Here is a 14,890-nt window from a genome sequence, read left to right on the forward strand (position 1 = left end):
TGTTGCTCACCATCACCTCCGGCTCGTCCAGGCGGAAAACCCCGGAAAGGCGCAGGTCGGCAACGGCGGCATCGCAGACGTAGGGTGGGCTTCAGCCCACCACATCGAACGCCCGCCTCAGGCCAACGGCATCACCCGTACCCACCAGCGCGTACGCTCGACGATCCTCACCGGCAGCAGGTGGGTGATGTTGCTCACCATCACCTCCGGCTCGTCCAGGCGGAAAACCCCGGAAAGGCGCAGGTCGGCAACGGCGGCATCGCAGCCCAGCCAGCCCTTGCGATAACGCCCTGCTTCGGCCAGGAAGTCGGCCAGGCGAATGTCGCTGACCACCAGCAGGCCACGTGCCCAGGCGAAAGGATCGATAGGCCCCTTGCCGAGGGTGGTCGTGCCGACTGCCGACACACCGATCCCCTCGCCGCCCCGTAGCCGCAATTGGCCGGCTGCAGTGGACACCAGCGCTTCGCCACGCTGAACGCGGATCTCGCTGTAATCGTCATGCTCGCGCAGCAGCACGCTGGCGTTGCGGCCCTGGCAGGTGGCGAAACGGCAGCGTGCCTGCCACTGCGCGCCCTCCACCAGCGCCTCACCAGCACGCAGGATCACCTGATGCCCCTCGACATCCAGGGCGCTGCCGGTGTTGAGCATCACCTCGGCAGCCGCATCCAGGCTGATGCGGCGGCGCTCACCCGTCGCAGTGGCGAAGTCGGCCCGCCAGGTGGGCGAGGTCTGCGTCACCACCAGCGTGGTGCCGCCCGCCACGAGGCCGAAACCGAGCAACTTCAGTGTGCGTCGCCGGCCCAGATCGGCTTCGGCGCGGCGCAACACGGGGATGGTTTGTGCGGCATCCGGCAACTGACTGGCCTGGAAAAGACCACCCATCTGCTGCAGGCGCTGCCAGGCCAGTCGATGACGCGCATCGCGCTCCAGCCAGTCCTGTAACTGCTCCGGCACATGGGCACCGGCGCTATCGTCGCGCAGACGCATCTGCCACTCGATGGCCGCGCAAACGATGGCCTCCGGCAAACGCTCCGCGGCTGCACTCACAGCGCTGCCTCGAAGCAGCCGCGGTAACAGTGCAACAGCGCACTCGCCACATGCCGCTCGACGGTACGGCTGGAAATACCCAGTTGCTCGGCAATCTGCTGATGGGTCAGGCCGCCGAGCTGATAGAGCAGGAAGGCCTCGCGTATGGCTGGCTTGAGGCCGTCGAGCAAGCAGGCGATTCGCTCCAGGCACTCCAGCGCCTCGTGGCGTACGTCCGGCGACGGGTGACTGGCTTCGGGCAACTGTGCCAATGCGTCGAGGTAGGCACGCTCCAGCGCGTCACGGCGCCAGTGATCGATCACCAGGCCGCGGGCGATACGAACCAGCAAGGCACGCGGTGCACGATCGCTGATCGGCTTGTTACGCATCAGCAGCCGCACGAAGGTGTCCTGAGCCAGATCCGCCGCCTGCTGCGAACAGCCGAGCGAACGCCGCAGCCAGCCATTCAGCCAGCCGTGGTGCGTGCCGTAGAGCACATCGAGCGGAACGATGGAATCCGTTTCAGGTAGCGACATGGACGCCCTCCGAGGCCGACAAGCGCGAAGAACAGCGTGGATAAGCTGGCGACCGCGAACATTATTCGCGAATCGTTCTTATTACAACCACTGACGTGGTTCAGCCGACGGGCAGGGTCGATAAATGGCATCACCTGCACCCTGTGATGACAGAAATGCAAGTGCTGATATATGATTCATATATATTTCGTATATCAGGAGCTACCATGGGCATCGTCAATATCGAAGATGAACTGCACGACCAGATTCGCAAGGCCAGCAGCGTGTCGTGTCGCTCGATCAACGCCCAGGCCAGCTTCTGGATCCGCATCGGCATGCTGTGCGAGATGAACCCGAACCTGAGCTTCAACGAGGTGATCGCCGAGGAAATGCGCGCTGCCGGTGTAGTCCCCCCGCGCCGTGTAGAGGCAGCGGTATGATCAAGAAGCCGGAAGAGATCGCCCTGATGGCGGAATCCGGCAGGCTGCTGGCATCGGTATTCAGCCATCTCGATGGGCTCAGCCTGCAGGGCATGTCGACCCTGCAGGTCAACGACCTTGTGGATAACTTTATCGTCCAGCAGCTCCAGGCCCGCCCTGCCAGCAAGGGGCAGTACGGTTATGCCTATGCGCTGAATGCCTCCCGCAACGAGGTGGTGTGCCACGGCGTGCCCAGCGCCGGCGAGATTTTGCAAAGCGGTGACCTGGTGAACTTCGACATCACCCTGGAGAAGAACGGCTACATCGCCGACTCCAGCAAGACCTACCTGATTGGCGAGGTTTCTCCACAGGCCCGGCAACTCGCCGCAGTGACCTATGAGGCGATGTGGAAAGGCATCGGAGCCGTGCGCCCCGGCGGCCGCCTGGGCGATATCGGTCACGCCATAGAAAAGCACGCCCGGGCCCACGGCTACTCGGTGGTTCGCGAGTATTGCGGCCACGGTATCGGCAAGGAAATGCATGAGGCACCGGAAGTGCTGCACTGGGGCAAGGCGAAGACTGGCCTGACGCTGCGCGAAGGAATGACCTTTACCATCGAGCCGATGATCAATCAGGGCCAGCCTGGCGTACGCACCCTGCGCGACGGCTGGACGGTGGTGACCCGCGACGGCGCCCTGTCGGCGCAGTTCGAACACACGGTGGCGGTCACTAGAGATGGTGTACAGGTGCTCACGCTAAGGCCAGACGAGACGCCGCAACACTGACGCTCGAGCACAGCCCTGCTGTTGTTATCCAGCCGTCTCGAGCGTGATCATCACCCAGGGCAGCATCAACTGTGTCAGCGGCCCGATGCCCAACGCGAACAACAGGGTGCCTACGCCCAGGACAGTCGAACCGGCGAGCAGGAACCCCACCAGGAGCACGCTCAATTCTATGGCGGTGCGCATGGAACGCAGCGAGTAGCCGGTGACCCGGTTGAGCCCGGTCATCAGCCCGTCCCGCGGGCCACGACCGAGCTGGGCACCGATGTAAAGGGCCGAACCCAGCCCGCACAGCAGTACCCCGCCAATGGTGAACAGCAGGCGCCAGACGAACGCGTCCGGTGCAGCCAGTAATCGCAAGCTGATGTCAGCCACAACGCCAATGACCACTGCGTTGGCAATGGTACCGATGCCAGGTATCTCCCGCAGTGGGATCCACAACAGCAGCACCAGGAACGAAACACCAACCACGATCCAGCCAAAACTGACAGGCAGCAGTTTGGCCAGGCCGACATGCAGCGAATCCCATGGCGACAGGCCGAGATTGCCGCGAATCATCAGCGCCATGGAAATTCCGAAGAAGGTCAGGCCGACCATCAGTTGCACGAGGCGGCGCATCAGCTTGCCTGCGCGCAACTGCTCGATTGGGCCAAGCTGGGCGAGCGTAGCTCTGTTGCCCATTACTCCACCGTTACGCTTTTGGCCAAGTTACGCGGCTGGTCGACGTCGGTGCCGCGCAGCACGGCCACGTGGTAGGACAGCAACTGCAGCGGCAGGGTGTAGAGGATCGGCGCCAGGGCGTCGTGGATGTGCGGCATGTTCACCACGTGGGTGCCCTCGCCATTGCTCATGCCGGCCTGCTCGTCGGCGAACACCAGCAGCTCGCCGCCACGGGCGCGTACCACCTGCAGGTTGGACTTGAGCTTGTCGAGCAACTCGTTGTTCGGTGCGACGGTGACCACCGGCATGTCCGCATCCACCAGGGCCAGGGGGCCATGTTTCAGCTCACCGGCCGGGTAGGCTTCGGCGTGGATGTAGGAGATCTCCTTGAGTTTGAGCGCGCCCTCCATCGCCACCGGGTACTGAGCGCCGCGCCCCAGGAACAGGGTGTGGTGCTTCTCGGCGAACAGCTCGGAGACCTTCTCGACGATCTTGTCCATGGCCAGCGCTTCGTCCAGGCGGGCCGGCAGGCGACGCAGCTCTTCGACGAGTTCGGCAGCCACACCGGCTTGCAGGGAGCCCTTGACCTGGCCGACGGCCAGGGTCAGCAGCATCAGGCCGACCAGTTGAGTGGTGAAGGCCTTGGTCGAGGCGACGCCGATCTCGGGGCCGGCGTGGGTCAGCAGGGTCAGGTCGGATTCACGCACCAGCGAGCTGATGCCGACGTTGCAGATGGCCAGGCTGGCCAGGTAGCCGCCATCGGCCTTGGCGTTGCGCAGGGCGGCCAGGGTGTCGGCCGTCTCGCCGGACTGGGAGATGCTGACGAACAGGGTGTCCGGCTGCACCGCCACGCGGCGATAACGGAACTCGCTGGCCACTTCGACCTGGCAGGGAATGCCCGCCAGCCCTTCGAGCCAGTAACGGGCGACCATGCCGGCATGGTAGCTGGTGCCGCAGGCGACGATCTGCACGTTGCGCACCTTGGCGAACAGTTCGGCAGCCTGAGGGCCGAAAGCCTGCACCAGGACATGATCGCTGCCCAGACGGCCTTCCAGCGTACGCTGCACGACGGTGGGCTGTTCGTGGATTTCCTTGAGCATGAAGTGGCGGAACGCGCCCTTGTCGGCCGCATCGGCGCCTTCGTGGTACTGCACCACTTCACGCTGCACGACAGTGCCGTTGGTATCCCAGATCTGCACGCTGTCGCGCTGGATCTCGGCGATGTCGCCTTCTTCGAGATACATGAAGCGATCGGTGACCTGACGCAGGGCGAGCTGGTCGGAGGCGAGGAAATTCTCACCCAGGCCCAGGCCAACGACCAGCGGGCTGCCACTGCGCGCAGCGAGCAGACGATCAGGGCGAGCGGCGCTGATCACGGCCAGACCGTAAGCACCCTGAAGCTGCTTGACCACCGCCTTCAGGGCGTCAGCGAGGTCGCTCTGCGATTTCAGGGTGTGATCGAGCAGGTGCACGATGACTTCGGTATCGGTATCGGAGCTGAAGGTATAACCCAGGCCCTGCAGGCGCTCGCGCAGCGGACCGTGGTTTTCGATGATGCCGTTGTGCACGACGGCCAGCTGATCACCGGAGAAATGCGGGTGGGCATTGTGCTCGGTCGGCACGCCGTGGGTAGCCCAGCGGGTGTGGGCGATACCCAGACGGCCTGGCAGCGGCTCGCTGCTCAGCGCGCTTTCCAGTTCGCTGACCTTGCCAACGCGACGACGACGCTGCAAGGCGCCCAGATCATCGACCAGTGCCACACCGGCGCTGTCGTAGCCACGGTACTCGAGGCGCTTGAGGCCCTCGACCAGCACAGCGGTGATGTTACGTTCGGCGATGGCGCCTACGATGCCACACATAGCGTTCTCCTCAGGAAGCGTCAGCTACCGCGCAGATCAACTGGATCCCGCGGGCCAAGAGTTGTTCACGCGCCTCATCAGCGAGACGCTCGTCGGTAATCAGGGTGTGCACGCTGCTCCAGGGCAGCTCGAGGTTGGGAATGCGGCGGCCGATCTTGTCGCTCTCGACCATCACGATCACTTCACGGGCCACCTCGGCCATCACCCGTGAAAGACCCAGCAATTCGTTGAAGGTGGTGGTACCGCGCTGCAGATCGATGCCGTCGGCACCGATGAACAACTGGTCGAAATCATAGGAGCGCAGCACCTGCTCGGCGACCTGCCCCTGGAAGGAGTCCGAGTGCGGATCCCAGGTTCCGCCGGTCATCAACAGCACCGGCTCGTGCTCGATGTCGCTCAGGGCGTTGGCCACGCTCAGTGAATTGGTCATGACCACCAGGCCGGGCTTGTGGCCCAGTTCGGGAATCATCGCCGCCGTGGTGGTACCGCTGTCGATGATGATCCGCGCATGCTCGCGAATCCGCGCCACGCCGGCACGGGCGATGGCCTGCTTGTAGCGGGAAATCGGCTGACTGCTCTCGACGATCAGTTCCTGGGGCAACGGCACGGCACCGCCATAGCGGCGTAGCAGCAGGCCGTTGGTTTCCAGAGCGGCGAGGTCCTTGCGGATGGTCACTTCGGACGTCGCGAAACGCTTGGCCAAGGCATCCACGCTCACCTCACCCTGCTCGGCGAGCAAGGTGAGAATGGTGTGGCGGCGCTGCGGTGTGTTGCGCTTCGACATGCTTAAGTTTCGATTCGAAAGATAATGGAGCGAATCAAAACCTAACGAAGCTTCTCTGTCAAGACGCTCAAGCCCTGTGGATAAGCTGACTCGTCCCGGACTGCAGCCGGAAGATCAAGTTATCCACAGAAGGAGCTTACTTCTGCTTTTTGGTCGGGCGCTGCCAGCCTTCGATATTGCGCTGGCGGCCACGGGCCACAGCCAGGTTCCTGGGTGGCACGTCGTTGGTAATGGTCGAGCCGGCGGCGGTGTTGGAGCCATCACCGATATCCACAGGTGCAATCAGCGCGTTGTTGGAGCCGATGAATACATCCTCTCCGATCACAGTCTGATGCTTGTTGGCGCCGTCATAGTTGACGGTGATGGTGCCAGCGCCAATGTTGGTGCGCGCACCAATGACCGTGTCACCCAGGTACGTCAGGTGACCCGCCTTCACGCCCTCCCCCAGCACGGCATTCTTCAGTTCCACGAAGTTACCCACATGGGCCTTGGCACCCAGCACGCTGCCCGGGCGCAGACGGGCGAACGGGCCGCAATCGGCACCCTCACCCACTTCGGCACCTTCCAGATGGCTGTTGGCCTTGACGATGGCGCCCTTGCGCAGGGTGCTGTCCTTGATCACGCAGTTGGGGCCGATCTGCACGTCATCTTCGATGACTACCCGGCCTTCGAGGATCACGTTGATGTCGATGGTCACATCGCGGCCCACGCTGACATCGCCGCGCACATCGAAACGATGCGGGTCACGCAGGGTGACGCCCTGCGCCATCAGGCGGCGGGCGATGCGCTGCTGGTAATGACACTCCAGCTGCGAGAGCTGGATGCGGTCGTTGGCACCGAGCACTTCCATCTCGTCGGCGGCCCGTTCGGTGGCTACCACCAGGCCGTCGGCCACTGCCATGGCGATCACGTCGGTCAGGTAGTACTCGCCCTGGGCATTGCTGTTCGACAGCCGCCCCAGCCAGTCGGCCAGGCGCTTGCCCGGCACCGCGAGAATGCCGGTATTGCCTTCACGGATCTGCCGCTGCGCTGCGCTGGCATCCTTGTGCTCGACGATGGCCTGCACCACGCCCTGATCGTCGCGCACGATGCGGCCGTAGCCGGTCGGATCGGCGAGCTCGACGGTGAGCAGGCCAAGCTGGTCGTCATTGACCAGAGCCAGCAGGCGCTGCAGGGTCGCGGTCTCGATCAGCGGCACGTCACCGTAGAGGATCAATACGGTATCGGCACTGAGCTGCGGCAGCGCCTGAGCCACTGCGTGGCCGGTACCGAGCTGCTCGGCCTGGATGACGAAATTCAGGTCGTCCGCTGCCAGCTGCTCACGCACCTTCTCGGCGCCATGCCCGATCACCACCTGAATGCTCTGAGGTTGCAGGCTGCGGGCGGTGTCGACGACGTGGGCGAGCATGGGCTTGTGGGCCACCGGGTGCAGAACCTTGGGCAGAGCGGAGCGCATGCGGGTGCCTTGGCCGGCGGCGAGGATGACGATATCGAGGGACATGGCGAGCGGTTCCTTGGCAATCGCAGCCGCACGGGTCGGCTGCGAAACAAAAACGATAGAAAAGCAAAAGGGTAGCCAAGGCTACCCTTTTACCAAGCAACGATGAAGCCCGCAGGTATCAGCTACCGCCGAACTTCTTGCGCAGTTGCTGGACGGTGCGCAGCTGGGCTGCGGCCTCGGCCAGACGCGTAGCGGCAGAACCGTAGTCGAACTCGGCACCCTGCTCGCTCAGCGCTTTCTCGGCAGCCTTGACGGCTTCCTGAGCAGAGGCTTCGTCCAGGTCGGCAGCACGTTGCACGGTATCGGCAAGTACCTTGACCATGCTCGGCTGCACTTCGAGGAAGCCACCGGAGATGTAGAACACCTCGGTTTCGCCACCCTGCTTGACCAGACGAATCGGGCCCGGCTTGAGGTCGGTGATCAGCGGTGCGTGGCCCGGGGAAATCCCCAGATCACCCAGGTTGCCGTGGGCGATCACCATTTCGACCAGACCGGAGAAGATCTCGCCTTCTGCGCTGACGATGTCGCAATGGACTGTCATAGCCATATCTAGCCTCACGTAAGCGCCCGTTGCCGGGCGCACGGGTGATTACAGTTTTTTCGCTTTCTCGATGGCTTCTTCGATGCCGCCGACCATGTAGAACGCCTGCTCCGGCAGGTGATCGTACTCACCTTTGAGGATGCCGCTGAAACCAGCGATGGTGTCCTTCAGGGAAACGTACTTGCCTGGCGAACCGGTGAAGACTTCGGCCACGAAGAACGGCTGGGACAGGAAGCGCTGGATCTTACGAGCACGGGATACCAGCTGCTTGTCTTCTTCCGACAGTTCGTCCATGCCGAGGATCGCGATGATGTCCTTCAGCTCTTTGTAGCGCTGCAGCACGTACTGAACGCCGCGAGCGGTGTCGTAGTGCTCCTGGCCGATCACGTTCGGGTCCAGCTGGCGCGAAGTCGAGTCGAGTGGATCGACCGCTGGGTAGATACCCAAGGAAGCGATGTCACGGGACAGTACGACGGTGGCGTCCAAGTGGGCGAAGGTGGTCGCCGGGCTCGGGTCGGTCAAGTCGTCCGCAGGGACGTATACGGCCTGGATCGAGGTGATCGAACCGGTCTTGGTCGACGTGATGCGCTCTTGCAGAACACCCATCTCTTCAGCCAGGGTCGGCTGATAACCTACTGCAGACGGCATACGGCCGAGCAGTGCGGATACTTCGGTACCGGCCAGGGTGTAGCGGTAGATGTTGTCCACGAAGAACAGAACATCACGGCCTTCGTCACGGAACTTCTCGGCCATGGTCAGGCCGGTCAGTGCTACGCGCAGACGGTTGCCTGGTGGCTCGTTCATCTGACCGTAGACCAGGGCTACCTTGTCGAGAACGTTGGAGTCCTTCATCTCGTGGTAGAAGTCGTTACCCTCACGAGTACGCTCACCCACACCGGCGAACACGGAATAACCGCTGTGCTCGATGGCGATGTTACGGATCAGTTCCATCATGTTCACGGTCTTGCCGACACCGGCACCACCGAACAGACCGACTTTACCGCCCTTGGCGAACGGGCAGACCAGGTCGATGACCTTGATGCCGGTTTCCAGCAGCTCGTTGGAGCCAGCTTGCTCGGCGTAGGTCGGCGCAGGACGGTGAATGCCCCAACGCTCTTCTTCGCCAATCGGGCCAGCTTCGTCGATCGGGTTGCCCAGTACGTCCATGATACGGCCCAGGGTTTTCACCCCGACCGGTACCTGGATGCCTGCGCCAGTGCTGTCGACGTCCAGGCCACGTTTCAGGCCTTCGGTCGAACCCATCGCAATGGTACGCACCACGCCGTCGCCCAGCTGCTGCTGAACTTCCAGAGTGGTTTCGGCGCCGACTACTTTCAGCGCTTCATAAACACTCGGCACCTTGTCACGCGGGAATTCCACGTCGATGACGGCGCCGATGATTTGAACGATACGTCCGCTACTCATCTTTGGTTCCTCTGAATATTTGAACCGTTAAACCGCGGCAGCGCCGCCGACGATTTCCGAAATTTCCTGGGTGATCGCTGCCTGACGTGCCTTGTTGTAAACCAACTGCAGGTCTTTGATGATGTCGCCAGCGTTGTCGGTGGCATTCTTCATCGCAATCATCCGCGCGGCCTGTTCGGCTGCGTTGTTCTCGACCACTGCCTGATACACCTGCGACTCCACGTAGCGCACCATCAGCCCGTCAAGCAGTTGCTTGGCGTCGGGTTCGTACAGGTAGTCCCAGTGGTGCTTCAGTTCCTGATCCGGATCGGCCACCAGTGGAATCAACTGCTCCACGGTCGGCTTCTGGGTCATGGTATTGATGAACTTGTTGGAAACCACGGACAAACGGTCGATGCGCCCTTCCAGGTAAGCATCGAGCATCACCTTGACGCTGCCGATCAGATCATTGATCGACGGCTCTTCGCCGAGGTGGCTGATCGCAGCGACGACGTTGCCACCAAAGTTGCGGAAGAATGCCGCGCCCTTGCTGCCAACCACGCAGAGATCGATCTCCACGCCGCGCTCGCGGTTTGCCGACATGTCCTTGACCAGGGCCTTGAACAGGTTGGTATTCAAGCCACCGCACAGACCACGGTCCGAACTCACCACCACGTAACCGACGCGCTTTACTTCGCGTTCGATCATGAAGGGATGACGGTATTCCGGGTTGGCGTTGGCCAAATGACCAATTACCTGGCGGATACGCTCCGCGTAGGGACGGCTAGCTGCCATGCGCTGTTGTGCCTTGCGCATCTTGCTGACCGCCACCTTTTCCATGGCGCTGGTGATCTTCTGCGTGCTTTTGATGCTCGCAATCTTGCTGCGAATCTCTTTTGCGCCTGCCATTTCACACCTATCGGGTTAGCAGGCGGGCGCCGTTGGGCGCCCGCTGCGGCTTACCAGGTTTGGGTGGCTTTGAACTTCTCGATACCGGCTTTCAGCTGGCCATCGATGTCGTCATTGAAGTCACCCTTCTCGTTGATCTTCGCCATCAGAGCGGCGTAATCACGGTTGAAGAAGGCGATCAGAGCCTGCTCGAAGCTGATGATCTTGGCGACTTCGATGTCGGTCAGGAAACCACGCTCTGCGGCATACAGCGACAGCGCCATGTCCGCGATGGACATCGGAGCGTATTGCTTCTGCTTCATCAGCTCGGTAACGCGCTGGCCGTGCTCAAGCTGCTTGCGGGTGGCTTCGTCCAGGTCAGAAGCGAACTGGGCGAATGCCGCCAGTTCACGGTACTGAGCCAGAGCGGTACGGATACCACCGGAGAGCTTCTTGATGATCTTGGTCTGCGCAGCACCACCCACACGGGATACCGAGATACCGGCGTTGACGGCCGGACGGATACCCGAGTTGAACATGGCCGATTCCAGGAAGATCTGACCGTCGGTGATCGAAATCACGTTGGTCGGAACGAACGCGGAAACGTCGCCAGCCTGGGTTTCGATGATCGGCAGAGCGGTCAGGGAACCGGTCTTGCCAGTCACGGCGCCATTGGTGAACTTCTCGACGTACTCTTCGGAAACGCGCGATGCACGCTCCAGCAGACGGCTGTGGAGATAGAACACGTCGCCCGGGTAGGCTTCACGGCCTGGCGGACGGCGCAGCAGCAGGGAGATCTGACGGTAAGCAACGGCCTGCTTGGAGAGGTCGTCGTACACGATCAGGGCATCTTCACCGCGGTCACGGAAGTATTCGCCCATGGTGCAGCCGGCGTAAGGAGCCAGGAACTGCAGCGCAGCGGATTCGGAAGCCGAGGCAGCCACCACGATGGTGTTGGCCAGAGCACCGGACTCTTCCAGTTTGCGAACCACGTTGGCGATGGTCGATTGCTTCTGACCGATGGCTACGTAGACGCAGAAGATGCCGCTTTTCTTCTGGTTGATGATGGCGTCGACGGCCAGAGCAGTCTTGCCGATCTGACGGTCACCGATGATCAGCTCACGCTGGCCACGGCCTACCGGGATCATGGCATCGACCGACTTGTAACCGGTCTGCACCGGCTGGTCGACCGACTTACGCCAGATTACGCCAGGTGCGACTTTCTCGACGGCGTCGGTGGCTTGAGCATTGATCGGGCCTTTGCCATCGATCGGGTTGCCCAGTGCGTCGACAACGCGGCCCAGCAGTTCCGGACCAACCGGAACTTCCAGGATGCGGCCCGTGCACTTGGCGCTCATGCCTTCGGCCAGGGTGGTGTACGCACCCAGGATTACGGCACCTACGGAGTCTTGCTCCAGGTTCAGTGCCATACCGTAGACGCTGCCCGGGAACTCGATCATTTCGCCGTACATGACGTCGGCGAGACCGTGAATGCGCACGATACCGTCAGACACGCTGACGACAGTGCCTTCGTTACGGGCTTGGGAAGAGACGTCGAGTTTCTCGATACGTCCCTTGATGATTTCACTAATTTCGGAAGGATTGAGTTGCTGCATAGCTCTGCTGCCCCTTCAAACTCAAGATTTCAATGCTTCGGCCAGCTTCGCGATTTTGCCGCGAACTGAGCCATCGATAACCAGGTCGCCGGCGCGGATTACGACACCACCAATCAAGGCGGCATCCTCCGCAGCATGCAGGCGCACTTCCCGGCCGAGCCGTGCACTGAGAACCTTGGCGAGTTTGTCTTGCTGTTCATCGCTCAATGCGAAGGCACTGGTGACATCCACGTCGATCGACTTCTCCTGTTCGGCCTTGTAGAGCTCGAACAGCGAGTAGATTTCCGGCAACAGGGCCAGACGATCGTTCTCTGCGACAACGTGGATGAAATTGCGTACCTGGGCGTCGAACTTGTCACCACACACCTCGACGAAGGTGGTGGCCTTGTCTGTACTCGTCAAACGCGGGGCCTTGAACACGCGCTGCAGGGTGGCGTCTTGCGACACCGCCGCTGCCAGGCCGAGCATGGCTGACCAAGAGGCCAGCTGCTGGTGAGCCTGGGCGTATTCGAAGGCCGCCTTGGCGTAAGGTCGGGCCAACGTGGTCAGTTCTGCCATGATCGCGCCCTCGCTTAAATTTCGGCGGCCAGTTTGGAAACCAGCTCCGCATGCGCGTTTTGGTCGATAGATGCGCCCAGGATCTTCTCGGCACCGCCAACGGCCAGAGCACCCACTTGGGCACGCAGCGCGTCTTTGATGCTGTTGATTTCCTGTTCGATCTCGGCCTGAGCCTGTGCCTTCACACGATCCGCCTCGACACGAGCCTGTTCACGGGCTTCATCGACGATTTGGGTACCGCGTTTCTTGGCTTGCTCAATGATCTCAGCAGCCTGTGTCTTGGCTTCGCGCAGTTGTTGACCCGCTTTCTCTTGGGCCAACTCCAGATCACGAGCCGCACGACTGGCTGCATCCAGACCTTCTGCAATCTTCTTCTGACGTTCTTGCAAAGCCGCAATGACCGGAGGCCACACGAACTTCATGCAGAACAGCACGAAGATAAAGAAGGCAACGGACTGACCAATCAGGGTTGCATTAATGTTCACGCCAACACCTCGCTCGTTCGTTGTCCATCACACCAATCAGCTCGAAAATTCGAGTGATTAGCCAGCGATTTGACCAACGAAGGGGTTCGCGAAGGTGAAGAACAGTGCGATACCAACACCGATCATGGTCACGGCGTCGAGCAGGCCGGCGACGATGAACATTTTCACTTGCAGCATTGGGACCATTTCCGGCTGACGCGCAGCGCCTTCCAGGAACTTGCCGCCCAGCAGGCCGAAGCCGATGGCGGTACCCAGAGCGCCCAGGCCAATCAGCAGAGCAACAGCGATCGCGGTCAGACCAACTACAGTTTCCATCTTTCCTCCCGACTTTTTACGTCGTATTGGTTAAGGTTTTTCTAAGGGTAAAGCGGTAAAGCAAAATCGTTGCTTCCAGTGCCCTTGCGGGCGATCCAGCCGAAACTGGAATCCATCGAAAACGCCGTGCATCCCGCCAGGGCAGTGGATGCGCGTCACGCCATCAATGGCTGTCTTCGTGCGCCATCGACAGGTAGACGATGGTCAGCATCATGAAGATGAATGCCTGCAGCGTGATGATGATCAGGTGGAACACTGCCCAGGCCCACTGCAGTACGCCTGCCAGTGCTGCCAACAGAATGCCGCCGCCGAACATGACCGCGATGAGGATGAAGATCAGCTCGCCGGCATACAGGTTGCCGAACAGACGCAGCGCCAGGGAAATCGGCTTGGCGATCAGGGTCACGAACTCCAGCAGGAGGTTGACCGGGATCAGCAGGATTTTCACGAAGATGTTCTTGGCGCTGAACGGGTGCAGGGTCAGTTCGCCGAGGAAGCCGCCGATGCCCTTGACCTTGATGCTGTAGAAAATGATCAGCGCGAACACCGACAGGGCCATGCCCAGGGTCGCGTTCGGGTCAGTGGTCGGAACGGCGCGGAAGAACAGGTGCTCGTCGCCGGCGATCTTGGCAGCAGCGACTGGAATCCAGTCCACCGGCACCAAGTCCATCAGGTTCATCAGGAAGATCCAGACGAAGATGGTCAGGGCCAACGGGGCGATCAGTGCGTTACGACCGTGGAAGGTGTCCTTGACGCTGCCGTCGACGAACTCGACCAGCACTTCGACGAAGTTCTGCAGACCGCCAGGCTGGCCCGAGGTTGCGCGGCTTGCGGCAGCCTTGAACAGCAGAATGAAGATCAGGCCCAGCACCACGGAGATACCCAGGGTGTCGAGGTGGAATGCCCAGAAGCCCATTTCTTTGGCTTCTTCAGCGGAGTGGGCGAAACCCCAGCCATTCACCGGATGCTGACCATAGGTCAGGTTCTGCAAGTGATGCTGGATATAACCCGAAGCGGTTTCTGCAGCTGCCATAAATCCCTCAAACGCTCTAAGGCTTTAAAAGTTATCTCTTCATCAGCAAGGGTGCGAACCAGTTGACCAATTGGGTCAGCAGGAACACGCCGAACAACGCCAGCGCATCCAAAGGCTTCACACCTGCAAACACCAGCGCAAAAAGCACCGCTGTCAGAACCAGTTTCCCAGCTTCGCCGGCGTAGAACGACCGAACGATGGCCTGGGCTGCCCGCGCTCCGGAAAACCGGAATGCCTTGTGGGCGAAGTACACATTCGGCAGCAAGGCAATCAGCCCGCCACACAAGCCTGAATATCCGCCGATCGAGCCCCGCCAGTGCCAGCAGGCAGCGGCAAGAACCAATGCCACGATCAGTTGAGCTACCAGAACAGGAAACACCGGCAGTCGATGGAATGGCAGGCGTTTTGGCGTGCGTATATCCATCATTTTTCCCGGTAAATCGTACTCAGACTTCGTTACCAAGCTAATCAATAACTTGGCACATTTTGTGCCGTCGAAATGCG

17 protein-coding genes are annotated in these 14,890 nt (G+C 61.2%); 2 read left to right on the plus strand and 15 right to left on the minus strand.

Features of this window, described 5'->3' with window-relative positions:
* Positions 1–117: 117 nt before the first annotated feature.
* Positions 118–1,047 (minus strand): DUF4880 domain-containing protein, encoded by a 930-nt coding sequence (locus tag ACT9T4_RS20725; protein WP_499118737.1) that lies wholly within the window; start codon positions 1,045–1,047, stop codon positions 118–120.
* Positions 1,044–1,562, minus strand: a complete 519-nt coding sequence (locus ACT9T4_RS20730) for a sigma-70 family RNA polymerase sigma factor (RefSeq protein WP_042554481.1) — start codon at positions 1,560–1,562, stop codon at positions 1,044–1,046. The genes ACT9T4_RS20725 and ACT9T4_RS20730 overlap by 4 nt, the downstream gene beginning before the upstream one ends.
* A 206-nt stretch (positions 1,563–1,768) precedes the next feature.
* On the opposite strand from ACT9T4_RS20730, the gene ACT9T4_RS20735 reads away from it, so the two are divergent.
* Both ACT9T4_RS20735 and map read left to right on the plus strand, forming a co-directional pair.
* Positions 1,769–1,981, plus strand: a complete 213-nt coding sequence (locus ACT9T4_RS20735) for a ParD-like family protein (RefSeq protein WP_179539427.1) — start codon at positions 1,769–1,771, stop codon at positions 1,979–1,981.
* Complete coding sequence (gene map / locus ACT9T4_RS20740) at positions 1,978–2,745, plus strand: type I methionyl aminopeptidase (RefSeq protein WP_042554479.1); 768 nt, start codon at positions 1,978–1,980, stop codon at positions 2,743–2,745. The genes ACT9T4_RS20735 and map overlap by 4 nt, the downstream gene beginning before the upstream one ends.
* A gap of 24 nt (positions 2,746–2,769) precedes the next feature.
* On the opposite strand, the gene yczE is transcribed toward map, so the two are convergent.
* From yczE to ACT9T4_RS20805, 13 genes are all read right to left on the minus strand, one after another.
* The gene (yczE, locus tag ACT9T4_RS20745; RefSeq protein ID WP_042554478.1) at positions 2,770–3,423 is read right to left on the minus strand and encodes a membrane protein YczE; all 654 of its coding nucleotides are present in this window, start codon (positions 3,421–3,423) and stop codon (positions 2,770–2,772) included.
* Positions 3,423–5,261: a glutamine--fructose-6-phosphate transaminase (isomerizing) gene (gene glmS, locus ACT9T4_RS20750; protein WP_499118740.1), complete on the minus strand. Its 1,839-nt coding sequence runs from the start codon at positions 5,259–5,261 to the stop codon at positions 3,423–3,425. The genes yczE and glmS overlap by 1 nt, the downstream gene beginning before the upstream one ends.
* Positions 5,262–5,271: 10 nt before the next feature.
* Entirely contained in the window at positions 5,272–6,045 is a 774-nt protein-coding gene (locus ACT9T4_RS20755) for a DeoR/GlpR family DNA-binding transcription regulator (RefSeq protein ID WP_499118742.1), read from the minus strand.
* A 136-nt stretch (positions 6,046–6,181) separates the two neighbouring features.
* Complete coding sequence (gene glmU, locus ACT9T4_RS20760) at positions 6,182–7,546, minus strand: bifunctional UDP-N-acetylglucosamine diphosphorylase/glucosamine-1-phosphate N-acetyltransferase GlmU (RefSeq protein ID WP_499118744.1); 1,365 nt, start codon at positions 7,544–7,546, stop codon at positions 6,182–6,184.
* A 118-nt stretch (positions 7,547–7,664) separates the two neighbouring features.
* Entirely contained in the window at positions 7,665–8,093 is a 429-nt protein-coding gene (locus tag ACT9T4_RS20765) for a F0F1 ATP synthase subunit epsilon (RefSeq protein ID WP_042554474.1), read from the minus strand.
* Positions 8,094–8,135: 42 nt separating this feature from the next.
* On the minus strand, positions 8,136–9,512 hold the full coding sequence (gene atpD / locus ACT9T4_RS20770) for a F0F1 ATP synthase subunit beta (protein WP_073263617.1): 1,377 nt from the start codon (positions 9,510–9,512) through the stop codon (positions 8,136–8,138).
* A gap of 27 nt (positions 9,513–9,539) precedes the next feature.
* Positions 9,540–10,400, minus strand: a complete 861-nt coding sequence (gene atpG / locus ACT9T4_RS20775) for a F0F1 ATP synthase subunit gamma (protein WP_042556077.1) — start codon at positions 10,398–10,400, stop codon at positions 9,540–9,542.
* A 50-nt stretch (positions 10,401–10,450) separates the two neighbouring features.
* Positions 10,451–11,995 (minus strand): F0F1 ATP synthase subunit alpha, encoded by a 1,545-nt coding sequence (gene atpA / locus ACT9T4_RS20780; RefSeq protein WP_179539429.1) that lies wholly within the window; start codon positions 11,993–11,995, stop codon positions 10,451–10,453.
* Positions 11,996–12,016: 21 nt separating this feature from the next.
* Positions 12,017–12,553: a F0F1 ATP synthase subunit delta gene (locus ACT9T4_RS20785; RefSeq protein WP_042556075.1), complete on the minus strand. Its 537-nt coding sequence runs from the start codon at positions 12,551–12,553 to the stop codon at positions 12,017–12,019.
* Between the two features lie 14 nt (positions 12,554–12,567).
* Positions 12,568–13,038, minus strand: coding sequence for a F0F1 ATP synthase subunit B (locus ACT9T4_RS20790; RefSeq protein WP_070882403.1), 471 nt, complete (start codon positions 13,036–13,038; stop codon positions 12,568–12,570).
* A 57-nt stretch (positions 13,039–13,095) separates the two neighbouring features.
* A complete protein-coding gene (atpE, locus tag ACT9T4_RS20795; protein WP_003097235.1) occupies positions 13,096–13,353 on the minus strand; it encodes a F0F1 ATP synthase subunit C in 258 nt (85 codons plus the stop codon).
* 163 nt (positions 13,354–13,516) lie between these two features.
* On the minus strand, positions 13,517–14,386 hold the full coding sequence (gene atpB, locus ACT9T4_RS20800; protein ID WP_042556073.1) for a F0F1 ATP synthase subunit A: 870 nt from the start codon (positions 14,384–14,386) through the stop codon (positions 13,517–13,519).
* A 31-nt stretch (positions 14,387–14,417) separates the two neighbouring features.
* Positions 14,418–14,810 (minus strand): F0F1 ATP synthase subunit I, encoded by a 393-nt coding sequence (locus ACT9T4_RS20805; RefSeq protein ID WP_042556072.1) that lies wholly within the window; start codon positions 14,808–14,810, stop codon positions 14,418–14,420.
* Between the last annotated feature and the right edge of the window lie 80 nt (positions 14,811–14,890).

The organism is Pseudomonas sp. SZ40, from assembly GCF_052958135.1.